22 protein-coding genes are annotated in these 21,700 nt (G+C 73.6%); 13 read left to right on the top strand and 9 right to left on the bottom strand.

What is annotated here, in order from left to right:
- Positions 1–51: 51 nt before the first annotated feature.
- The 3 genes from AB0Q96_RS23765 to AB0Q96_RS23755 are packed head-to-tail and all read right to left on the bottom strand — an operon-like array spanning position 52 to position 3,214.
- On the bottom strand, positions 52–1,170 hold the full coding sequence (locus tag AB0Q96_RS23765) for an acyl-CoA dehydrogenase (RefSeq protein WP_365328594.1): 1,119 nt from the start codon (positions 1,168–1,170) through the stop codon (positions 52–54).
- Positions 1,170–2,339: an acyl-CoA dehydrogenase family protein gene (locus AB0Q96_RS23760; RefSeq protein WP_365328591.1), complete on the bottom strand. Its 1,170-nt coding sequence runs from the start codon at positions 2,337–2,339 to the stop codon at positions 1,170–1,172. The genes AB0Q96_RS23765 and AB0Q96_RS23760 overlap by 1 nt, the downstream gene beginning before the upstream one ends.
- Positions 2,339–3,214, bottom strand: a complete 876-nt coding sequence (locus AB0Q96_RS23755) for an enoyl-CoA hydratase (protein WP_365328589.1) — start codon at positions 3,212–3,214, stop codon at positions 2,339–2,341. Before AB0Q96_RS23755 ends, AB0Q96_RS23760 begins: the two co-directional genes overlap by 1 nt.
- Positions 3,215–3,259: 45 nt before the next feature.
- Between AB0Q96_RS23755 and AB0Q96_RS23750 the strand changes: the two genes are divergently transcribed.
- Genes AB0Q96_RS23750 through AB0Q96_RS23735 form a run of 4 tightly spaced genes read left to right on the top strand, consistent with a single transcriptional unit; the run spans position 3,260 to position 7,036 of the window.
- Positions 3,260–4,471 carry an acyl-CoA dehydrogenase family protein gene (locus tag AB0Q96_RS23750; RefSeq protein ID WP_365328587.1) on the top strand — a complete coding sequence of 404 codons (1,212 nt, stop codon included), beginning with the start codon at positions 3,260–3,262 and terminating at the stop codon, positions 4,469–4,471.
- On the top strand, positions 4,468–5,256 hold the full coding sequence (locus AB0Q96_RS23745; RefSeq protein WP_365328585.1) for an SDR family oxidoreductase: 789 nt from the start codon (positions 4,468–4,470) through the stop codon (positions 5,254–5,256). The genes AB0Q96_RS23750 and AB0Q96_RS23745 overlap by 4 nt, the downstream gene beginning before the upstream one ends.
- On the top strand, positions 5,253–5,858 hold the full coding sequence (locus AB0Q96_RS23740) for a TetR/AcrR family transcriptional regulator (RefSeq protein ID WP_365328582.1): 606 nt from the start codon (positions 5,253–5,255) through the stop codon (positions 5,856–5,858). The genes AB0Q96_RS23745 and AB0Q96_RS23740 overlap by 4 nt, the downstream gene beginning before the upstream one ends.
- Before the next feature lie 20 nt (positions 5,859–5,878).
- A complete protein-coding gene (locus tag AB0Q96_RS23735; RefSeq protein WP_365328580.1) occupies positions 5,879–7,036 on the top strand; it encodes an acetyl-CoA C-acetyltransferase in 1,158 nt (385 codons plus the stop codon).
- On the opposite strand, the gene AB0Q96_RS23730 is transcribed toward AB0Q96_RS23735, so the two are convergent.
- From AB0Q96_RS23730 to AB0Q96_RS23710, 5 genes are all read right to left on the bottom strand, one after another.
- Positions 7,020–7,565 carry a VOC family protein gene (locus AB0Q96_RS23730; protein WP_365328578.1) on the bottom strand — a complete coding sequence of 182 codons (546 nt, stop codon included), beginning with the start codon at positions 7,563–7,565 and terminating at the stop codon, positions 7,020–7,022. The two genes, AB0Q96_RS23735 and AB0Q96_RS23730, sit on opposite strands and share 17 nt — an antisense overlap.
- Before the next feature lie 127 nt (positions 7,566–7,692).
- Positions 7,693–8,757 (bottom strand): nitronate monooxygenase, encoded by a 1,065-nt coding sequence (locus tag AB0Q96_RS23725; protein WP_365328576.1) that lies wholly within the window; start codon positions 8,755–8,757, stop codon positions 7,693–7,695.
- The gene (locus tag AB0Q96_RS23720) at positions 8,754–9,548 is read right to left on the bottom strand and encodes a CoA-transferase (protein WP_365328574.1); all 795 of its coding nucleotides are present in this window, start codon (positions 9,546–9,548) and stop codon (positions 8,754–8,756) included. Before AB0Q96_RS23720 ends, AB0Q96_RS23725 begins: the two co-directional genes overlap by 4 nt.
- Complete coding sequence (locus AB0Q96_RS23715; protein WP_365328572.1) at positions 9,545–10,411, bottom strand: CoA-transferase; 867 nt, start codon at positions 10,409–10,411, stop codon at positions 9,545–9,547. Before AB0Q96_RS23715 ends, AB0Q96_RS23720 begins: the two co-directional genes overlap by 4 nt.
- Positions 10,408–11,187 carry an enoyl-CoA hydratase family protein gene (locus AB0Q96_RS23710; RefSeq protein WP_365328570.1) on the bottom strand — a complete coding sequence of 260 codons (780 nt, stop codon included), beginning with the start codon at positions 11,185–11,187 and terminating at the stop codon, positions 10,408–10,410. Before AB0Q96_RS23710 ends, AB0Q96_RS23715 begins: the two co-directional genes overlap by 4 nt.
- A 78-nt stretch (positions 11,188–11,265) precedes the next feature.
- On the opposite strand from AB0Q96_RS23710, the gene AB0Q96_RS23705 reads away from it, so the two are divergent.
- The 8 genes from AB0Q96_RS23705 (at position 11,266) to AB0Q96_RS23670 (ending at position 19,284) form a co-directional block, all read left to right on the top strand.
- Positions 11,266–12,042 carry an SDR family oxidoreductase gene (locus AB0Q96_RS23705; RefSeq protein WP_365328568.1) on the top strand — a complete coding sequence of 259 codons (777 nt, stop codon included), beginning with the start codon at positions 11,266–11,268 and terminating at the stop codon, positions 12,040–12,042.
- A gap of 34 nt (positions 12,043–12,076) precedes the next feature.
- Positions 12,077–12,988: an SDR family oxidoreductase gene (locus AB0Q96_RS23700; RefSeq protein WP_365328566.1), complete on the top strand. Its 912-nt coding sequence runs from the start codon at positions 12,077–12,079 to the stop codon at positions 12,986–12,988.
- Positions 12,989–13,975: 987 nt separating this feature from the next.
- Positions 13,976–14,758 (top strand): 2-keto-4-pentenoate hydratase, encoded by a 783-nt coding sequence (locus AB0Q96_RS23695; protein WP_365328564.1) that lies wholly within the window; start codon positions 13,976–13,978, stop codon positions 14,756–14,758.
- A 7-nt stretch (positions 14,759–14,765) separates the two neighbouring features.
- Positions 14,766–15,677, top strand: a complete 912-nt coding sequence (locus tag AB0Q96_RS23690; RefSeq protein WP_365328562.1) for an acetaldehyde dehydrogenase (acetylating) — start codon at positions 14,766–14,768, stop codon at positions 15,675–15,677.
- Positions 15,678–15,689: 12 nt separating this feature from the next.
- Positions 15,690–16,712 carry a 4-hydroxy-2-oxovalerate aldolase gene (gene dmpG, locus AB0Q96_RS23685; protein WP_365328560.1) on the top strand — a complete coding sequence of 341 codons (1,023 nt, stop codon included), beginning with the start codon at positions 15,690–15,692 and terminating at the stop codon, positions 16,710–16,712.
- A 38-nt stretch (positions 16,713–16,750) separates the two neighbouring features.
- Positions 16,751–17,905: a Rieske 2Fe-2S domain-containing protein gene (locus AB0Q96_RS23680; RefSeq protein WP_365328558.1), complete on the top strand. Its 1,155-nt coding sequence runs from the start codon at positions 16,751–16,753 to the stop codon at positions 17,903–17,905.
- A 1-nt stretch (position 17,906) separates the two neighbouring features.
- Complete coding sequence (locus tag AB0Q96_RS23675; RefSeq protein WP_365328556.1) at positions 17,907–18,239, top strand: hypothetical protein; 333 nt, start codon at positions 17,907–17,909, stop codon at positions 18,237–18,239.
- Entirely contained in the window at positions 18,232–19,284 is a 1,053-nt protein-coding gene (locus tag AB0Q96_RS23670; protein WP_365328554.1) for a ferredoxin--NADP reductase, read from the top strand. The genes AB0Q96_RS23675 and AB0Q96_RS23670 overlap by 8 nt, the downstream gene beginning before the upstream one ends.
- A 67-nt stretch (positions 19,285–19,351) precedes the next feature.
- Here the strand turns inward: AB0Q96_RS23670 and AB0Q96_RS23665 are convergent, their stop codons facing one another.
- On the bottom strand, positions 19,352–20,233 hold the full coding sequence (locus AB0Q96_RS23665) for an IclR family transcriptional regulator (RefSeq protein WP_365328552.1): 882 nt from the start codon (positions 20,231–20,233) through the stop codon (positions 19,352–19,354).
- A gap of 181 nt (positions 20,234–20,414) precedes the next feature.
- On the opposite strand from AB0Q96_RS23665, the gene hsaA reads away from it, so the two are divergent.
- Positions 20,415–21,584: a 3-hydroxy-9,10-secoandrosta-1,3,5(10)-triene-9,17-dione monooxygenase oxygenase subunit gene (gene hsaA, locus AB0Q96_RS23660; RefSeq protein WP_365328550.1), complete on the top strand. Its 1,170-nt coding sequence runs from the start codon at positions 20,415–20,417 to the stop codon at positions 21,582–21,584.
- Positions 21,585–21,700 lie beyond the last annotated feature (116 nt).

Here is a 21,700-nt window from a genome sequence, read left to right as displayed (position 1 = left end):
CCTCTGTTCCTCTCGATGGGGGACGGGTACGGCGGCGCCTTGCGCCCGGCGTCAGGAGCCGAGCACACGGGCGCGGCAGGCCGCCGGGGTGCCCCAGGCGTCGCGGAGGGGACGGGCCTTGCGGATCCACAGGGCGAGGTCCAGCTCCTCCGTGTAGCCGACGGCTCCGTGGAGTTGCAGCGCGGTGCGGGCGGCGGCGTACGCGGCCTCGCCCGCCGTGACCTTCGCCGCGGCGACCTCGGCGGCGCCGTGCTCCGCACCCTCCGCCAGGGCCAGGGCGGCGGAGTGCAGCAGCGGCTGCGCGAACTCCAGGGCGATGAGCGTGTCGGCGAGACGGTGCTTCACCGCCTGGAAGGAGCCGATGGCGACCCCGAACTGGGTGCGCTGGCCGACGTACGCGACGGTCCGGTCCAGCAGGGCGCGCCCGAGGCCGAGGCACTGGGCCGCGGTGGCCAGGGCGGCGACCTCGGCGGCGTACATGGCGGCGGCGGTCACGGCCGGGCCCCGCGCCAGGACGGATCCGCCGAGGGGGCGCGCGAGTCGGCGCGCGGGGTCGGCGGAGGGCTGGACCGGACCGGACGCCGCCGCCAGGCGCACGGTGTCGCCCTCGACGACGAGCACGGCGTCGGCGGCGTCCGCGTCCAGGGCATAGGGGCTGCCGGCGGCCGGCACGCACAGCGAGACGACGGCCTTGCCGGCGGCGATCTGCGGCAACCACGCGACGGCGGCCTCGTCCAGGCCGGAGCCGCCCACGCCCGGTCCGTCCACACTCGTGCCACCCACGCCGGAGCCGCCCACACGCGCCCCCTCCGAGCCGCCCCCGACCGCACGGCCCTCGTCCACTGCGCCCTCGTCCCCCCCGCCCCCGGCCAGCCGGCCGAGCAGCGCCGCCGCCGCGACCGTCTCGACGAGCGGCCCGGGTACGGCGTGGCGGCCCAGTTCGGTGAAGGCCACGGCCAGTTCGAGGGGGAGGAGGCCGAGCCCGTCGTGCCGCTCGGGTACGGCGAGGGCGAAGACGCCCGCCTCCGCGAGCCGCGTCCAGAGCGCGCGGCCGGGCGCGGTGTCCCCGGCCGCCCAGGCCCGTACGGCTCCGGGGGTGTCGGCCGCCGTGAGCATGCCGTCGAGGGAGCGGGCGAACTCCCGCTGCTCGTCGTCGAGGAGGAACCGCATCACCGGCGTCCCTTCGGGAGGCCGAGCAGCCGCTCGGCGATGATGTCGCGCTGGATCTCGTTGGTGCCGGCGTAGACGGGTCCGGCCAGGGAGAAGGTGTGGCCCTCGGCCCAGGCGCCGTGCGCGGGCGCCTCCCCGGCGGCGTCGGCCAGTTCGCCGTACGGACCGAGCAGGTCGAGCGCGGCCTCGTGGAGCGCGATGTCGAGCTCGGACCAGAAGACCTTGTTGAGGCTGGACTCGGCTCCGATCGAGCCGCCGGCGGCGAGGCGCGAGGCGCCCGCGTAGGCGGACAGCCGGTAGGCGCGGGCGCCGATGACCGCGTCGGCGACCCGGTCGCGCAGGGCCGTGTCGGACGGGTCGGCGGTCTCCCGCCACAGCGCCGTCAGCCGCTCGGCGGCGCTCGTGAAGCGGCCGGGGCTGCGCAGGGTCAGCCCCCGCTCGTTGCCCGCGGTGCTCATCGCGACCCGCCAGCCCTGCCCCGGGGCGCCGATCACGTCCTGGTCGGGCACGAAGACGTCGTCGAGGAAGAGCTCGGCGAAGGCGGGTTTGCCGTCGAGGCGCCCGATGGGCCGTACGGTCACTCCGGCGGCGTCCAGCGGGAACATCAGGTACGTCAGGCCCTGGTGCGGCTTCGCGGCGTGGGGGTCGCTGCGGAAGAGGCCGAAGGCGCGGTCGGCGAACGCAGCCCGGGAGGACCAGGTCTTCTGGCCGTTGAGGAGCCAGCCGCCGTCGGTCCGTTCGGCCGTGGAGCGCAGCGAGGCGAGGTCGGAGCCGGACTCCGGCTCGGACCAGGCCTGGGCCCAGATGACCTCGCCGCTCGCCATGGAGGGCAGGACGCGGGCGCGCTGCTCGTCGGTGCCGTGCTCGAAGAGGGTGGGGGCGAGCAGGTTGATGCCGTTCTGGCTGACCCGGCCGGGGGCCCCGGCCGCGTAGTACTCCTCCTCGAAGATCAGCCACCGGAGGAGGGAGGCGCCCCGGCCGCCGTACTCCTCGGGCCAGGAGACCACCGACCAGCGGTCGGCGGACAGGGTCCGCTCCCAGCTCCGGTGGGCCGCGAAGCCCCGCTCCGTCTCCAGGGAGGGCAGGGGGGTCTCGGGTACGTGGGCGGTGAGCCAGGCGCGGGCCTCGGCCCGGAAGGCGTCCTCCGCCGTGGAGAAGTCGAGGTCCATCAGGCTCCCGCCGCCTTCATCGAGCGTATGTCCATGCCGCCCAGCGCGTCGGGGGCGGTCTCGGCGTTGTGCGCGTGCGCGAGGTGGTGCAGTCCGAAGACCGAGTCCACGCCGGTGTGCAGGCCCTGGAGGTCCTCGGCCTGGTTGACCGCGCGCTTGGTCAGGGCCAGGCCCATGCGGGGCATCTCGGCGATCCTGGAGGCCAGCTCCATCGTCCGCTCGGCCAGTTCCGCGGTCGGGACGACCCGGTTGACCATGCCGACCTCGTAGGCGCGCCGGGCGCCCATCCGGTCGCCGGTGTAGAGGAACTCCTTCGCGATCCGCGGCGGCATCACCCAGGGGTGGGCGAAGTACTCGACGCCGGGGATGCCCATGCGGACCACCGGGTCGGCGAAGAACGCGTCCTCGGCGGCGACGATGAGGTCGCACACCCAGGCCAGCATCAGACCGCCCGCGACGCAGGCGCCCTGTACGGACGCCACCATCGGCTTGGGCAGTTCGCGCCAGCGGCGGCACATGCCCAGGTAGACCTCGGACTCGCGGGCGAAGCGGCTCTCGGCGCCGCTCTTGTCCGAGTGGTCCCACCAGAGCCCGGCCCTGCGGTCGAACGGCAGATGGGCGTCCCGCTCGGGGGTGCCGATGTCGTGGCCGGCGGAGAAGTGCCTCCCCGCTCCGGCGAGCACCACGACCTTGACCTCGTCGTCGGCGGCCGCGCGGTAGAAGGCGCGGTCGAGGGCGTAGGTCATCGCGGAGTTCTGGGCGTTGCGGTACGCGGGCCGGTCCATCGTGACCACGGCCACGGGCCCCTGGCGTGCGTAGTGGACAGGCGAGACAGGTTCGACAGGTCCCGTGGATGCGGTGCGGGCAGCGGACATCCGCCCTCCTTCCCTAACAAGTGTTTGGTAGGTTAACGTACCGCCATGAGCGACGTCGAGGAGTTCCGCAGAGAGGCACGCAGCTGGCTGCGCTCCCACCTCACGGGCGAGTTCGCCGCCCTGCGCGGACGCGGCGGCCCCGGACGGGAACACGAGGCACATGCCGAACGCCTCGCCTGGGAGCGGCACATGGCCGCCCACGGATGGACCTGCGTCGGGTGGCCCAAGGAGTACGGCGGACGGGGCGCGACCCTCGAACAGCAGGTCGCCTTCCACGAGGAGTACGCCCTCGCCGACGCCCCCGCCCGCGTCAACCACATCGGCGAGCAGCTCCTCGGACCCACCCTCATCGCCTTCGGCACCCCCGCGCAGCGCGAGCGCTTCCTCCCGCCGATCGTGGCCGCCCAAGAGCTGTGGTGCCAGGGCTACTCGGAGCCGGACGCCGGCTCCGACCTGGCCAACGTGCGGACCCGCGCCGAGCTCGACGACGCCGCCGCCCGCCCGGGCGGGGACGGGGACGGGGACGGGAGCGGCGGAGCGTGGGTGGTCACCGGGCAGAAGGTGTGGACCTCGCTCGCGCACGAGGCCGACTGGTGCTTCGTCATCGCCCGCACCGAGCCCGGATCCACCCGCCACCAGGGCCTGTCCTACCTCCTCGTCCCGCTGGACCAGCCCGGCGTGGAGATCAGGCCGATCGTCCAGCTCACCGGGACCTCCGAGTTCAACGAGGTGTTCTTCGACGGGGCCCGCACCGACGCCTCCCACATCGTCGGCGCCCCCGGCGACGGCTGGCGGGTGGCCATGGCCACCCTCGGCTTCGAACGCGGCGTGTCCACCCTCGGCCAGCAGGTCGGCTTCCGCCGCGAGCTGGAGGCCGTCATCGACCTCGCCAAGCGCAACGGAGCGGCGGCCGACCCGCTGATCCGCGACCGGATCGCACGGGCCTGGATCGGCCTGGAGACCATCCGCTTCAACGCCCTCCGCATGCTCGGCGGAGTCGCCGCCGGGGCCCCGGGCCCCGAGGCGTCCATCGGGAAGATCTTCTGGGCCACCTGGCACCGGGAGCTCGGCGAACTCGCCATGGACGTCTGCGGCGCCGACGGCATGCTGGCCGCCGGAGCGCCGTACGACCTCACCGACTGGCAGCGGCTGTACCTCTTCTCCCGCTCCGACACCCTCTACGCCGGCTCCAACGAGATCCAGCGGAACATCATCGCCGAGCGCGTCCTCGGCCTGCCCAAGGAGGTCCGCCCATGACCGGCACACCACCCCCCTACGTGCCGGGCCACGGTCTGCTCGCCGGCCGAGGCGCCGTCGTCACCGCCGCCGCGGGCGCCGGCATCGGGGGCGCGACCGCTCGACGGCTCCTGGAGGAAGGCGCCCGGGTCGTCATCTCCGACGCCCACGCCCGCAGACTGAAGGAGTCCGAGGCCCAGCTGGCCGCGGAGTTCGGCCCGGACCGGGTCGCCGCCCTGCCCTGCGACGTCACCGACGAGACCCAGGTCGCCGCGCTCTTCGACCTCGCCGAGGAGCGCCACGGCCGGCTCGACGTCGTCGTCAACAACGCGGGCCTCGGCGGCACCGCCGACCTCGTCGACATGGCCGACGAGCAGTGGGACAAGGTCCTCGACGTCACCCTGAACGGCACCTTCCGCTGCACCCGCGCCGCGCTGCGCCGGATGAGGGCCGCGGGCGCAGGGGGCGTCGTCGTCAACAACGCCTCGGTCGTCGGCTGGCGGGCCCAGAAGGGCCAGGCCCACTACGCCGCCGCCAAGGCCGGCGTGATGGCCCTCACCCGCTGCGCCGCCCTGGAGGCCGCCGAGTACGGCGTCCGGGTCAACGCCGTCTCCCCGAGCCTGGCCATGCACCCGCACCTCGTGAAGGTCACCACGCCCGAACTCCTGGCCGAACTGACCGCCCGCGAGGCCTTCGGGCGCTACGCCGAGCCGTGGGAGGTCGCCAACGTGATCGTCTTCCTGGCCAGCGGGTACTCCTCGTACCTGACGGGGGAGGTCCTCTCCGTGAGCAGCCAGCACCCGTGAGACCGGCGCCGGAGCGGCGCCGCGAGATCCTGGACACGGCGGCCGAGGTGTTCGCCGCCCAGGGGTACGACGCCACCACCGTCCGCCGCATCGCCGACGCGGCCGGCCTGCTCGCGGGCAGCCTCTACTACCACTTCGACTCCAAGGAGTCGATGCTCGACGAGATCCTCCGCGCCTTCCTCGACGACCTGTGGGCCCGGTACGACGCCGTGCTCGCCGCCGCGGCCGGACCCCGGGAGACCCTGGAGGACCTCGTCACCGAATCGTTCCGGGAGATCGACCGGCACCGCGCCGCCGTCGCCATCTACCAGAAGGAGTCCAGGCACCTGCGGGAACAGCCGCGCTTCGGCTATCTCGCGGGCTCCCAGCGCAGGTTCGAGGAGGCCTGGCTCAGGACCCTGGAACGCGGCGTCGCCGCCGGGGTCTTCCGCGCGGACCTCGACGTCCGGCTCACCTACCGCTTCGTGCGCGACACCGTCTGGGTCGCCGCGTCCTGGTACCGGCCGGGCGGACAGCACAGCCCGGAGGAGATCGCCCGCCAGTACCTGTCGATGGTGCTGGAGGGCGTCGCTCTCCGTGACGGACATCGGACCGACGAATGACGTACGAACAAGGAGCGACCATGGCCGAGGCATACATCGTCGAAGCGGTACGCACCCCGGTCGGCCGGCGGAAGGGCGGACTGTCCGCCGTCCACCCGGCCGATCTCGGAGCACACGTGCTCAAGGCACTGATGGAACGCGCGGGCGCCGACCCGGCCGCCGTCGAGGACGTCGTCTTCGGCTGCCTGGACACCGTCGGCCCGCAGGCCGGCGACATAGCCCGCACCAGCTGGCTGGCCGCCGGACTGCCCGAGGAGGTCCCCGGGACGACCGTGGACCGGCAGTGCGGCTCCTCCCAGCAGGCCCTGCACTTCGCCGCGCAGGGCGTCCTGTCCGGCACCCAGGACCTGGTGGTCGCCGGCGGCGTGCAGAACATGTCGCAGATCCCCATCGCCTTCGCCAGCCGGCAGGCCGCCGAACCGCTCGGCCTCACCGAAGGCCCGTACGCCGGATCCGCGGGCTGGCGCGCCCGCTACGGCGACCAGCCCGTCAACCAGTTCCACGGCGCCGAACTGATCGCCACCAAGTGGGGCATCTCCCGCCGCGACATGGAGGAGTTCGCCCTGCGCTCCCACCGGCGGGCCGCCCGCGCCATCGACGAGGGCCGCTTCGACCGGGAGATCGTCCCGTACGGGAACGTCACCACCGACGAGGGCCCGCGCCGCGACACCACCCTGGAGAAGATGGCCGGCCTGAACCCGGTGGTCGAGGGCGGCCGGCTGACCGCCGCGGTCTCCTCCCAGGTCTCCGACGGGGCCTCCGCGATGCTGATCGCCTCGGAACGCGCCGTACGGGAACACGGACTGACCCCGCGCGCCCGCGTCCACCACCTGTCCGTGCGGGGCGAGGACCCCATCCGCATGCTGTCCGCACCCATCCCGGCGACGGCGTACGCGCTGAAGAAGGCCGGGATGACACTCGACGACATCGACCTGGTGGAGATCAACGAGGCATTCGCCTCCGTCGTCCTGGCCTGGCTGAAGGAGACCGGTGCCGACCCGGAGAAGGTCAACGTCAACGGCGGCGCCATCGCCCTCGGCCACCCGCTCGGCGCGACCGGCACCAAGCTGATGACGACCCTGCTGCACGAACTGGAGCGGACGGGGGGCCGCTACGGCCTCCAGACCATGTGCGAGGGCGGTGGACAGGCGAACGTGACGATCATCGAGCGGCTGTGACGCCACCGGCGCGCAGCGCGCGCCACACGGCGTGATCGGTGCGGGGACCGCTCGGGGTCTCCGCACCGTACACGGCGATCTCGGCCTCGATGTCGAGCGGACGGGTGGGCGAGGTCATCGCGGACAGCTCCCCGGCGACCGCCGCGTCCGGGACCAGCCAGCACACCTCGAACTCGATGCCGTCCGGGTCGCGGGCGTAGAGGGCCTTGGTGGAGGCGTGGTTGCTCGCCCCGGTCAGTGCCCCCGCGTCGGCCAGCCGGCCCCGCAGGCGCCGCAGTTCGGACAGGGTGTCCACCTCCCAGGCCAGGTGGTACAGGCCGACCCGCCCGGTGACGTGCCCGGTGGAGGGCTCGGGGGACTGGAAGAGTCCGAGGTCGTGGTCGTTGGCGGAGCCCGCCGCCTGGAGGAAGGCCGCCCCCGGGAAGGCCTGCGGCAGCGGCCGGAACTCGAGGACATCGCGGTAGAAGGCGAGGCTTCGCTCCAGGTCGGAGACGAAGAGGACGGCGTGGTTCAGCCGCTGGACGGGCATGGCGGTTCCGTTCGGGTCAGGTGCGGGTGGTTCAGGTACGGGGGAGTGGGGGGTCCGGACAGGTGTCCGCCGGGGTGAAGGTACCCCGGCGGACACCCGCGTGAGGGGGGTGGGTGGCCCGGGCCCGTCAGGCCGGGGCGGGCAGGGCCCGGAGCGCGGCCTGTGCCTCGGCCATGAGGCGGTCGAGGAGTTCGGCGCAGGACGGCAGGTCGTCGATCAGTCCCGCGACCTGCCCGGAGGCCATCACCCCCAGGTCGGTACGCCCGTCGACCATGGACGCCTTCAACAGCATCGGCGTGTTGGCGGCCAGCAGGATCTGGCTCCACGCCAGGTCCTTGCCGTGCTTCATCGTCAGGCCGTCGCGGACCATCTGGGGCCAGCTCATGCCGGTCTCGCGCCGGAAGGCCGCGGCGTGCCGGACGGCCCGCAGCAGCGAGGCCGCCCGGCCCGAGCGTTCCAGCGCGTCGACGAGCTCCGTGCGCAGCATCCGGTGCGGCATGCCGTCCACCTTCGTGGTGACGGTGACGTCCGTGACCGCCGCGGCCAGGTACCGGGCCTTCACCGCGTCGGGGACCGTGCTGTCCGAGGTGAGCAGGAAGCGCGTGCCCATGGCGATCCCGGCCGCGCCGTAGGCCAGCGCCGCGACCAGGCCGCGCCCGTCGTGGAAGCCGCCGGCCGCGACGACCGGGATGTCCACGGCGTCCACGACCTGCGGGAGCAGGACGGAGGTGGCGACGCTGCCGGTGTGGCCGCCGCCCTCCCCGCCCTGCACGATCACCGCGTCGGCGCCCCAGGCCGCGACCTTCTCGGCGTGCCGTCTGGCCCCGATGGAGGGGATGACGACGACCCCCGCGTCCTTGAGCCGTGCGATCAGCTCACGGGACGGGGCGAGCGCGAACGAGGCGACCCGTACGCCCTCGTCGATGATCAGGCGCACCCGCTCGGCCGCGTCCCCGGCGTCGGCCCGCAGATTCACGCCGAAGGGCGCGTCCGTACGGGACTTGACCTCCCGCACCGCCGAGCGGAGCCGGTCGACGCTCATCGTCGCCGAGGCCAGGACGCCGAGCGCGCCGGCCTCGGCGGTCGCCGACACCAGCCGGGGTCCCGCCACCCATCCCATGCCGGTCTGTACGACCGGGTGCCGCACCCCGACGAGTGCGGTGAGGGGGGTCGTGATCGTGAGGTCGCTCATGCCGGGACCTCACGGTCGCGCAGCCCCTTCGGGTCGATCTCCTCACGGATCAGGCGCAGTTCCTCGGCGGTGGGCTCGCGGGTGTACGGCACCTCGTCGGGGACGACCAGCGCGAAACCGGTGGCCGCCTGGACCTCCTCGACGGTGACGCCGGGGTGCAGCGAGCGCAGCCGCATGGTGCGGTCCGGCGTCTCGAAGTCGAAGGCGCCCAGGTCGCTGATGACGTCCGCGACGCGGTGGTAGCGGGTCGCGGTGGGACCGGCCGCGGCGGCCCGGTCGTAGCCGACGCCGCAGACCAGGTCGACCCGCTCGACGAAGACCCGTGTCGAGTGCTTGGGCACCCAGTAACTGGTCGGGTTGTTGAGGGAGTTGACCGGAGCGCCGCGCACGCCGAGGAGCTGCCGCTTCGGCCGCGCCCAGTCGCCGATGCAGCTGATGTTCTGGTTGCCGTGCCGGTCGATCTGGCTCGCGCCCATCATGACGTGCCGGCGCCCGGTGGTGACCATGGCCAGGTGCTGGCGGTACGGGAGCCAGCCCTCCACGACCCGGGGCGCGCCGCCGAGGGCGGGGACGTCGCCCATGAGCAGCGCCTCGCCGTCGGTCAGCAGCAGGTCGGGGGCGAAGGTGAGCCGGGCCAGGCGGGCGCCGATCATCGGGACCGTGCCCATCGGGCTGGCCAGGACCTCGCCCGCGTCCCGCCATGCCTCGGCGCAGGCGAGGACGCAGTACTCCGCCCGCGTCACCGCCGCCGTGACGACCGTGGCGGGGGTGCCGGTTCCGGTGCCGCTCATGCTTCCTCCTCGTGGAACGCCGCGACGGCGGCCTGGTAGGCGTCCTCGTCGCCGGACAGGAACCGGGCGGTGAAGTCCCGCCAGGCCTCCGGGTCCCGGGCCGCCTTGACGTAGGCGCGCTGGAAGGCCTCGTCGCGGGCGTAGTCGGGGGCGCAGGAGGTGAAGTGGGCGCCGTTCGGGGTCTCGACGACACCGTCGACGTACGCGCGCTTGACCAGCAGCGACTGGGGACCCGCGTCCTTGAGCAGCTCCGAGGTCTCCACGATCCGCTCGCAGGAGACGTACGCGGCGTCGGCGGCCTCGCAGAACAGGTCGTCGAAGTACGGGTCGGGGCCCAGGTACTGGCCGTTGCCGTGCGCGTCGGCACGGTTGACGTGGACCAGCGCGGCGTCCAGGCGCAGGGCCGGGACGGCGACGAGCTCCTCGCGGTCGCCGTACGGGGACGTGACCGTCCGCAGCCCGGGGTTGACGGTCATCACGTCCGAGGCGAGCCCGGCCCGGATGGGCATGAAGGGCAGCCGGTGCACGGCGGCGGTCAGCCCCCACATGACCATGGCCTCGTCCAGCTCCACCATCTCGAAGTCGCCGCGCTGCCGGGCCGCGCCGAAGTGTGGCTCCAGGGGGATCGAGTCGAGCGTGGCGAAGGCCGCGACCAGTTTGCGGATCTTCCCGGCGGCGGCCAGCAGCCCGACGTCGGGTCCGCCGTACGCGACCACGGTCAGGTCGGTGAGCTCGGACCTCAGTAGCGCCCGGACCAGCGCCATCGGCTTGCGCCGGGAACCCCAGCCGCCGATGCCGATCGTCATCCCGCTCCGGAGCCGGCTCACCACCTCGTCGGCGGTCGTCGTCTTGTCCCTGCTCACGACTGACGCTCCTGTTCCGTGTCGACGGCCGTGCCCTTGTCGTTGCCGAACGAGTCGCGGACCCGGTCCGCGACCCCGCTGAGATTGGCCTCGAAGGTGAAACCCTGCTCGAAGCGGTAGCTACGGTGGACGTCCACCGGGTCGATGCCGTTGATCGCGGCCTTGGCGAGCCGGATCAGCTGTCCGTCCTTGGCGGCGATCTCCCGCGCGAGTTCGAGCGCGGCGTCCAGGAGCCCTTCGCGCGGGACGACCCGCCAGACCGAGCCGTGCCGGTGCAGCTCCTCGGCGGTGACCGTGCGCGAGGTGTAGTACAGGGCCCGCATCAGCTGCTGCGGGACGAGCCGGGCCAGGTGCGTGGCCGCGCCGAGGGCGCCCCGGTCCAGCTCAGGCAGGCCGAAGGTCGCGTCCTCGGAGGCGACGATCACGTCGGCGTTGCCGACCAGGCCGATGCCGCCGCCGAGACAGAAGCCGTGCACAGCGGCGACCACGGGCACCTCGCAGTCGTAGACGGCGGCGAAGGCCGCGTAGCAGCCGCGGTTGGCGCCCAGGAGGGCGTCGTGCCCGGCCGTGCGCTGGATCTCCTTGATGTCGACGCCCGCGTTGAAGCCGCGCCCCGCCGCAGTGAGCACGACGCAGCGCACCTCGGGATCGGCCCCGGCGGCGCGCACTGCGGTGGCCAGGTCGTACCAGCCCTGTACGGGAAGGGCGTTGACCGGTGGGAAATCGACGGTGACGACGGCGATGCCCTTGTCCGGGGCGGAGGTGGAGACACCCATGAGCAGATCAGCTACCTTTCCACCAAACGTTTGTTAGGTGGAAGATAGCAGCGGTTCGCGCGCTGCGGGAGGTGCACCTTGTCCGTCACCATCGACCTGTCGGGATCCGTCGCCGTCGTCACCGGCGGCACCCGGGGCGTCGGCGCCGGGATCGCCGCAGCCCTGCTCGAAGCCGGGGCGGAGGTCGTGACCTGCGCGCGACGGCCCCCCGACAAGCCCGTGGAGGCCGCCGGGCGCACCGCCCGCTTCCTCCCCGTCGACCTGCGCGACCCGCCCGCCGTCACGGACTTCTTCCGCCGGGTGCGCGACGACCACGGACGGCTGGACGTCCTGGTCAACAACGCCGGAGGAACCCCGTTCCGCCTGCTCGGCGACGGTGCCGCCGAACAGCACGCCCGGGTCGTCGAACTGAACCTCGTCGCACCCCTGACCGCCTCCCTCGCCGCGTACGAGGTGATGCGGCATCAGCGCGGGGGCGGAGCCATCATCATGATCGGCAGCGTCAGCGGCACCCGGCCCTCACCCGGCAGCGCGGCCTACGGAGCCGCCAAGGCGGGCCTGGGCAACCTCGCCCGGTCCATGGCGGTGGAATGGGCCCCGCTGGTACGGGTCAACACCCTCGTCCCCGGCATGGTGCGCACCGAACTGTCCCACCTGCACTACGGCGACGAGGACGGCATCGCCGCCGTCGGCCGCACCGTGCCGCTCGGCCGGCTCGCCGAGCCCGCCGACCTCGGCGACGCCTGCGTGTTCCTCGCCTCCGACCGGGCCGCGTACATCAGCGGCGCCGAGCTGCTCGTACACGGAGGCGGCGAACGTCCCGCCTTCCTCGACGCGGCGACAGCCAACCACTGACCCCTCCCTCGCCCCTCACCGAAAGGCACCCGCCATGACAGGACTCTGCAACGGACGCGTCGTGATCGTCACCGGCGCCGGCCGCGGTCTCGGCCGCGCGCACGCGCTCGCCTTCGCCGCCGAGGGCGCCCGGGTCGTCGTCAACGACCTCGGCGTCGGCCTGGACGGCACCGGAGGCGGTGCCGGGCCCGCCCAGCAGGTCGTCGACGAGATCACGGCCTCGGGCGGCGAGGCGGTCGCCCACGGCGGCGACATCGCCACCGCCGACGGCGCCGCCTCGCTCGTCGCCACCGCGCTGGACGCGTTCGGCCGCCTCGACACCCTCGTCAACAACGCCGGATTCCTGCGCGACCGCATGCTGGTCAACCTCGACGAGGACGACTGGGACGCCGTCATGCGCGTCCACCTCAAGGGCCACTTCCTGCCGCTCAAGCACGCCGCCGCGTACTGGCGGGCCGAGGCCAAGGCCGGGCGTACGCCCGAGGCGCGGGTGGTCAACACCAGCTCCGGAGCCGGGCTCCTCGGCAGCGTCGGGCAGGGCAACTACGCCGCCGCCAAGGCGGGGATCGTCGGCCTCACCCTCGTCGCGTCGGCCGAGATGGCCCGCTACGGCGTCCAGGTCAACGCGATCGCCCCGGCCGCCCGGACCCGGATGACCGAGCAGACCTTCGCCGAGACGATGGCCGCGCCCGGAGGCACGGCCTTCGACGCCATGGCCCCGGAGAACGTCTCCCCCCTCGTCGTCTGGCTGGGCTCCACCGCCTCGACCGGGGTCACCGGCCGCGTCTTCGAGGCCGAGGCGGGCCGCATCACCGTCATGGAGGGCTGGCGCCCCGGCCCGACAGCCGACAAGGCCGCCCGCTGGACCCCGACAGAAGCCGGCGAAACCACCCTCAAACTCCTCGCGGAATCCCAACCCCCGCACCCGGTATACGGCAGCCACTGACGGCGCCCGCGTCCGGACCGGGGCGACTGGGGCCGGCCCCGGCCCTGGCGCCCCCCGCGCCGCCGTGGTGACCCCGCCCCGCCGGGGGCGGTGCCCACCCCGCGTGGCGCCCGCCCCGTTGTGGCCCTGCGTTCCGCCGACGGGGGGCGATCCGGGTCCGCCGCCCACCCCGTTGTGGGCATTCGTTCCGCTGGGGCGGAACGGGTGGGCACAACGGGACGGCGCCCCTTGCCGGGCCTAGGCTTCCGCGCCTGTAGCCCCGCCCCCTGGTGCGGCTCGCTGGTGGTGCGGGCCGAGGCACTGGGAGCGGAGGCGCCGCAATGGGCGCCGTCCCGTGTGCCCACCCGTCCCGCCCTGCGGGACGATTGCCCACACGGGGGGCGGGTCCGCATGGCGCAGCGGCGCCACAGGGGTGGGAGTGCGCACGGGCGCGGGCCAACACCGGCGTGGTGGTGCCCACGCGGGAGGGCGGGCTCGGAGAGGCATGGGTGACCCACGCGAGCGGGCACGGGCCCCACGCCGGGGCGGGCGGAGGTCCCCGTACGGGCGCTGGCGAGGCCACGCGTGCTGTCTGGCGGGTGCGGGCCCGGATTCAGGCACCGGCCACTGGCGACGATCCCGCGGCGGAGGCTCCTGGGGGGAGCCCCGCGGCGAGCCTGGGGAGCCCGGCGGCACCGGCTGCGAGCGCCGCGGGCTTCCGCAGCGGCCCTGGGCAGCGAGGCGGCTCCAGGGGTGGGCCTCCGTAGCGGGTCCACATGCCACAGGTGGCGGCTCCCGAAGCGGGCCACGAGGCGAGCCCCGGCCCCCGCGACGGAGGCTCATGGCAGAGCGGCCCCGCGGCCGCCCGGGCCCCAACGCCGCGCCGCCAGCCGCCAGGCCCGCGCCCCCTTTCCCGCTCACCGGGAACCGGCGCTCCCCGCCCCCCACACCCCCGCCCTAGCCTCGGCCTCGCCGCACAGCCCCCAACCGCCCCCAGGAGGACCCGTCATGCTCACGGACCGCCAGAGACACGCGGCGGCCGAGCTGCTGCGCTCCGCCGAACACGGTGTCAGCCCGATCGCGCCGCTGACCGACGCCTTCCCCGGCATCGACGCGGAGGACGCGTACGAGATCCAGCTCGTCAACATCCGGCACCGCCTCGCGGCCGGGGCGGAGGTGCGCGGGCACAAGGTCGGTCTGTCGTCGCCGGTCATGCAGCGGATGATGGGCGTCGACGAGCCGGATTACGGCCACCTGCTCCAGGACATGGAGCTCCGCCCCGAGGTCCCCGTCCCCACCGCCGGCTACTGCCACCCCCGCGTCGAGGTCGAGGTCGGCTTCGTCCTCGGCGACGACCTGCCGGGCGGCACCTGCACCCCGGCCGACGTCCTCGCCGCCACCGAACGCGTCGTACCCGCCCTGGAGTTGATCGACAGCAGGATCCGGGACTGGCGGATCACGATCGCCGACACCATCGCGGACAACGCCTCCTCCGCCGGATACGTCATCGGCGAGGGCCGCGACCCCCGCGAGCTCGACCTCACGGCGATCGACGCCCGCCTCACGAGCGGCGGCGAGCTCCTCGCCGAGGGCCGCAGCGACGCCGTCCTCGGCGACCCGGCCCGCTCCGTCGCCTGGCTCGCCCGTACCGTCGCCCGCTTCGGCGTACCCCTGAAGAAGGGGCACCTCGTACTGCCCGGCTCGTGCACCCGGGCCGTGGACGTGGCCGCCGGGGCGACCTTCACCGCCGAATTCACCGGCCTCGGCTCCGTCTCCCTCTCGTTCATCTGAGGTGATCATGACCATCAAGACCAAGGCGACCGCCGCCATCGTCGGCTCCGGCAACATCGGCACCGACCTGCTGTACAAGCTCCTGCGCTCCGCACACGTCGAACCCCGCTGGATGATCGGCGTCGACCCCGGGAGCGAGGGCCTCGCCCGCGCCGCCCGGGCCGGCCTGGAGGCCAGCCCCGAAGGCGTCGACTGGCTGCTCGCCCAGGACGAGCGCCCCGACATCGTCTTCGAGGCCACCAGCGCCTCCGTCCACCGGGCCAACGCCCCCCGCTACGCGGAACTCGGCATCAAGGCCGTCGACCTGACACCGGCCGCCGTCGGCCCCGCCGTCGTCCCGCCCGCCAACCTCCGCGCACACCTCGACCAGCCCAACGTCAACATGATCACCTGCGGCGGACAGGCCACCATCCCCATGGTGTACGCGGTCTCCCGCGTCGTCCCCGTGGCGTACGCGGAGATCGTCGCCTCGGTGGCCTCCGTCTCGGCCGGCCCCGGCACCCGCGCGAACATCGACGAGTTCACCCGCACCACCGCCCGCGGCATCGAGACCATCGGCGGCGCCGGGCGCGGCAAGGCCATCATCATCCTCAACCCGGCCGACCCGCCCGTCATCATGCGCGACACCGTCTTCTGCGCCATCCCCGAGGACGCCGACCGCTCCGCCATCGCGCTCTCCGTCAAGGAGATCGCGGACCAGGTCGCCGCCTACGTCCCCGGCTACCGGCTGCGCGCCGAGCCGCAGTTCGACGACCCGAGCCAGGAGAACGGCGGGACGGCCCGCGTCGCGATCTTCCTGGAGGTGGAGGGCGCGGGCGACTACCTGCCGCCCTACGCCGGAAACCTCGACATCATGACCGCCGCCGCCACCAAGGTCGGCGAGGAGTTCGCCCGGGCGCTCCTCGCCCCGGGCGCGTAAGGAGCGCATCGCATGCCCTACTCGGACACCCTCGACATCCGCATCACCGACTCCTCGCTGCGCGACGGCTCGCACGCCAAGCGGCACCAGTTCACCGCCGAGGACGTACGGTCGGTCGTCGCCGCCCTCGACGAGGCCGGCGTCCCGGTCGTCGAGGTGACCCACGGCGACGGGCTCGGCGGATCCTCGTTCAACTACGGCTTCTCCAAGACCCCCGAACAGGAACTCATCAAGGTCGCGGTGGACACCGCGCGCCGGGCGAGGATCGCCTTCCTCATGCTCCCCGGACTGGGCGTCAAGGACGACATCCGGGCCGCCCAGGGGAACGGCGCCAGCATCTGCCGCATCGCCACCCACTGCACCGAGGCCGACATCGCCGAGCAGCACTTCCGGCTCGCCCGGGACATGGGCCTGGAGACCGTCGGCTTCCTGATGATGGCCCACTCCACGAGCCCCGAGAACCTGGCGCGGCAGGGCAGGATCATGGCCGACGCGGGCTGCCAGTGCGTGTACGTGGTCGACTCGGCCGGCGCGATGGTCATGGACGACGTCACCGCCCGGGTCGAGGCCCTGGTGGCGGAGCTCGGCGACGACGCCCAGGTCGGCTTCCACGGGCACGAGAACCTGGCCCTCGGCACCGGCAACTCCATCGCCGCGATCAAGGCCGGAGCCCTGCAGATCGACGGCTCCACCCGCCGGCTCGGCGCAGGCGCGGGCAACACCGCCGTCGAGGCCCTGGTCGCGGTCTGCGCCAAGATGCGGATCCGTACCGGCATCGACGTGCTGAAGATCATCGACGCCGCCGAGGACGTGGTCCGGCCCGTCATGGACGAGGAGTGCCGGCTCGACCGGCTCGCCCTCCTGATGGGCCACGCCGGCGTCTACTCCAGCTTCCTCAAGCACGCCTACCGGCAGGCCGAGCGGTACGGCGTCTCTAGCGCCGAGATCCTCCTGCGCGCCGGCGAACGCCGCCTGGTCGGCGGCCAGGAGGACCAGCTCATCGACATCGCCGTGGAACTCGCCGCACAGAAGTGACAGCCGGAAGTGACACCACAGAAACCAGGAGGGACGAGATGACTGCTCTCAACGACGAGGTCCGGGTCATCGACACGGGCAGGCCGCCGGCCCGCTTCGCCCGGGGCTGGCACTGCCTCGGCCTCGCCGAGGGCTTCAAGGACGGGAAGCCCCACGAGATCGAGGCGTTCGGCACCAAGCTGGTGGTCTTCCAGGGCCAGGACGACGGACAGCTCCACGTCCTGAACGCCTACTGCCCGCACATGGGCGGCAACCTCGCCCAGGGCACCCTCAAGGGCGACGCCGTCGCCTGCCCCTTCCACGACTGGCGCTGGTCGGGCGACGGCCGCTGCGCCGGCATCCCGTACGCCCGCCGGGTCCCGCCACGCGCCCGGACCCGCGCCTGGCTCGCCCTGGAGCGCAACGGACAGCTCTTCGTCTGGAACGACCCGGAGGGCAACCCGCCGCCCCCCGAGGTGACCGTCCCCGAGATCGCGGGCGTCCACGGCCCGGACGCCGACCAGTGGAGCGACTGGACCTGGAAGACCCTCCGGGTCGAGGGCGCCAACTGCCGCGAGATCGTCGACAACGTGGTCGACATGGCGCACTTCTACTACGTGCACTACGCCTTCCCCGAGTACTTCAAGAACATCTTCGACGGCCACGTCGCCACCCAGTACATGGAGAGCAGCCCCCGCGCGGACATGGAACTGGGCACCCTCAGCTCCGGCCGGCTGCGCTCCGACGCCTCCTACCACGGCCCCTCCTACATGATCGACCACCTCTACAGCGACGTCGGCGGCGGCGCGGAGATGGAGATCGTCCTGATCAACTGCCACTACCCGATCGACGCGAACAGCTTCCTACTCCAGTACGGGGCGATCGTGAAGCGGCTGCCCGGCATGACGGACGAACAGGCCGCCGACGCCGCACGGCTCACCGCCGAGGGCGCCACCGTCGGTTTCGAGCAGGACGTGGAGATCTGGCGGAACAAGACCCGGATCGACAACCCCCTCCTCACCGAGGAGGACGGTCCCGTCTACCAACTGCGCCGCTGGTACGAGCAGTTCTACGTCGACGTCGCCGACGTCAAGGACGAGATGACCCGCCGCTTCGAGTTCGAGATCGACACCAGGCGCGCCAACACGGCCTGGCGCGCCGAGGTCGAGGAGAACCTCGCGCGCCGCGCGGCGGAGACGGGAACCGGAGCCTGACATGCGAGCGGTGGAGTGCGCGGCCTGCGGCAACCAGGTCCTGTGCGAGAAGTTCAGCGTCGCCCACACCTCCGTCCAGTGGACGGCCGACGCCGCCGTCGCCTGCGCGGAGTTCCGCGACCGGGTACGCCCCGGCGTGACCACCGCCCGGATGCGCACCTGCGCGGCCCTGCGGGCGAGCATCGACCGCGCGGCCGAGGACGGCACCTTGACGATCGGCAGCCTCGATGCGGGCCTTGCGGTTTCCGGCCGCCTCGATCCCGGCTCCCCGGGGTCGGGCACCCATGATCCGGGTTTCCCGGGCCCCGGCTCCCCGGAGGCCCCCCATGCCTGAGCCCACGACCGGGACCCGTACCCACCGGCTGCGCGTCGTCGAGGTCATCGTCGAGACGGCGGACGCGCGCTCCCTGGTGCTCCGGCCGGCACCCGAGAGCGCGGAGCGATTCACGTACCGCCCCGGGCAGTTCCTCACCCTGAAACTGCCCGGCGCGGACGGGCGCCCGGCCGCCCGCTGCTACTCCCTCGCCAGCTCGCCGCACACCGGCGAGCCCCTGAAGATCACCGTCAAACGCGTCGCCGGCGGGTACGGGTCGAACTGGGTCTGCGACCGGCTGGCGGCCGGCGACGAGCTGGAGGCGCTGCCCCCGGCCGGCACCTTCACGCCGGACTCCCTCGACGGCGACCTGCTGCTCGTCGCCGGGGGGAGCGGCATCACCCCGGTCCTGTCGATCGCCAAATCCGCCCTGGCCGCCGGCCGGGGCCGGGTGGTGCTGCTGTACGCCAACCGCGACGAGGCATCGGTCGTCTTCCGCGACGAACTGCGGGCGCTGGCCCAGGCCCATCCGCACCGGCTGCTCGTGCTCCACTGGCTGGAGTCGCTCCAGGGCCTGCCCGCCGTGGACCGGCTCGCCGCCGCGCTCGCGCCGTACGCCGGCCGTGAGGCGGAGGCGTTCGTGTGCGGCCCGCAGCCGCTCATGGACGCCGTCGAGCAGGCCCTGCGCACGCTCGGCGTACCCGGAGCCCGGATCCACCGGGAACGCTTCTTCTCCCTCGGCGCGGACGTCTTCGACGCTCCGGCGGTGCCGCCGGGCACCGCGGCCGAGGGCGGCGGCACGGCCGAGGTCGAACTCGACGGCGCGACCCACACGGTCGCCTGGCCCGCGAAGGCCACGCTGCTCGGCGCGCTCCTGGCCGCGGGCGTGGACGCCCCGTACTCCTGCCGCGAGGGCGCCTGCAGCGCCTGCACCTGCCGGGTCGTGAAGGGAGAGGTCACGATGGTCCGCAACGACGTCCTGGACGAGCGGGACCTCGCCGACGGGTACGTCCTGGCCTGCCAGGCGCTCCCGCTCACCGACCGGGTCGAGATCACCTACTCCTGACGGCGAGAGCCGGGCACCCCCCGGCCGTCCCCGGCGGACCCGTACCGGTCCGCCGGGGACGGCCGCGTCACATCCAGTCGCTGAACCGCAGCCAGGTCATCATGTTGTCCATCGACGGCTGCGAGAGCCCCGCCGCGGCCTCCGAACCGGCCGGCCGGGCGCGCCGCTCCGACGCCCGCCCCGGCCCGAACATGGCCTGCCACACCGCCCGCGCGCAGCCGCGCACGGCCGGGGCGAGCCGTTCCATCTCCCGGTGCACACCGTGACCGCTCACCGAGATCGCGGCGATGGCCCGGCCGGCGCCGCGCAGCGGAGCGGCCACGCAGAAGACGCCCCGGTACCCCTCCTCGTGGTCGAAGGCCACGCCGCGCTCCCGCGTGATCGCCAGCTCGCGGCGGAAGGACTCGGGGCGGGTGAGGGTGCGCGGGGTGCGCGGCCGCAGTCCGTCGCGTATCACCCGGTCCACCGGCGCGCCGTCGCCGAAGGCGAGGATCGCCTTGCCGGAGGCCGTGCAGTACGCCGGCTGCCGGCCGCCCGTGCGCGAGGGCACGACGGAGTCGTCCGACCCGCCGATCCGCTCCAGATAGACCACCTCGGAGCCGTCGAGCACCGTGAGGTGCACCAGATGCCCGGTGGACTCGTGCAGCGCGTGCAGATGCGGCAGGGCGGCCCGGCGGAGCCGGTTGTGGTGCGAGGCCATCGCCCCGAGCTCCAGCATGCCCATGCCCAGCCGGTAGTCGCGGCCCTCGCGCTCCAGCCAGCGCAACTGCACCAGCTGGTCGAGGATGCGGTGCGCGGAGGACCGGCGGATGCCCGAGCGCTGCACGACCTCGGTCAGGGTGAGCCGGGGCCCCGCGCTCTCGAAGGCGCTCAGCACCTTCGCCGCCTTCTCCAGCAGGGACAGCGGCGGCATCCCGGCCTCGACAGGCTCGACCGCACTCGTCGTCATCGGCACCTCCCACACGGACGGCACAGCCGAAGGGCCCTCGCCGAGTCCGTAATCTCCGGTATTGCGTGGAGATTGCCAGAGGATGACAGGCACTGGGAAGGGGGAGTTCCGTCTCGGAACAGTAACGCGTAGGTTGCCTCTCGTCACGGCGGAACCGGACCGGAACCCGAGAGGGGCGCCCATGCGCGACGACGAGGTGCTCGCGGCGGTCCGCGCCCTCGCCCCCGCCCTGCGCGAGCGCGCGCCCGAGGCGGAGGCGCTGCGCCGGGTGCCCGGCGGCTCCGTCGAGGAACTGGAGGGCGCCGGCTTCTTCCGGCTGCTGCGGCCCAGGACGTACGGCGGACTCGCCGCCGACCCCGCCGTCTTCTACGCCGCCGTGCACGAGATCGCCAAGGCCTGCGGATCGATCGGCTGGGCGGCGGCGTTCCTCGGCGTCCACCCCTGGTACGTGGCCCAGTTCGACCCCAGGGCGCAGGAGGAGGTCTGGGGCGCGGACGGCTCCGCCCGGATCTGCTCCTCCCACGCCCCCACCGGCAAGGTCACGCCCGTCGACGGCGGTTACCGGCTCTCCGGCCGGTGGCAATTCTCGGCCGGCTGCGACCACGCCCGATGGGCACTGCTCGGCGGCCTCGTCACCGACGGCGAGGACCGGCCGGTGGACATGCTCACCTTCCTCGTACCGTCCGCCGACTACCGCGTCGACGACGTGTGGGACACGGTCGGCCTGCGCGGCAGCGGCAGCAACGACCTCGTCGTCGAGGACGCCTTCGTCCCCGCCCACCGGACGCTCGGCTACGGCCCGGTGACCGCGCTGCGCTGCCCCGGGCACGAGGTCCACCCCGACCCGCTGTACCGGCTGCCGTACGCGGCCGTCTTCACCACCGCCGTCTCCACCGCGATGGTCGGCATCGCCGAGGGCGCCCAGGAGGACCAGGTCGCCGCCGCCCGCGCGCGCCTGCGGGCCGCGCCCGGCGGGCGGGTCGCCGAGGACCCCTTCGCCCAGGTGCGCCTCGCCCGGGCGGCCGGCGAGATCGACGCCGCCCGGCTCCCGCTCGCCCGCAACATCGCGGAGCTGTACGCGCTCGCCCGGAGCGGCACGGAGATCCCGAAGCAGCTGCGCGCCCGCACCCGCCGCGACCAGGTGCTCGCCACCGAACGCGCGCTGACCGCCGTCGACCTGCTCATGGAGAACGCCGGCCGCGGACCGCTGAACGTCGGCGACGACGTCCTTCAGCGGGCCTGGCGCGACCTGCACACCGGCCGCCGCCAGGCGGCCAACGACGTGGACCGGGCGCTGGTCCTGTACGCCCAGGACGCCCTCGGCATGGACGTCCACGACCCCATGCTCTGACCCGGCGACCGCCGCCCCGGCGGCGACCGGCAGACCCCTGGCGGGCGGGCAGGGCCACCGCTCCGGACGCCGGGTTCTGCCGCCCGTGTCGAGTCGTGCCGCCCACCTCGGGCACT

Source organism: Streptomyces sp. NPDC093111 (genome assembly GCF_040683955.1).
Taxonomy (GTDB): Bacteria; Actinomycetota; Actinomycetes; order Streptomycetales; family Streptomycetaceae; genus Streptomyces.
Note: the sequence above shows the minus strand (reverse complement) of the source record. Positions and strands in the feature narration are given on the sequence as shown.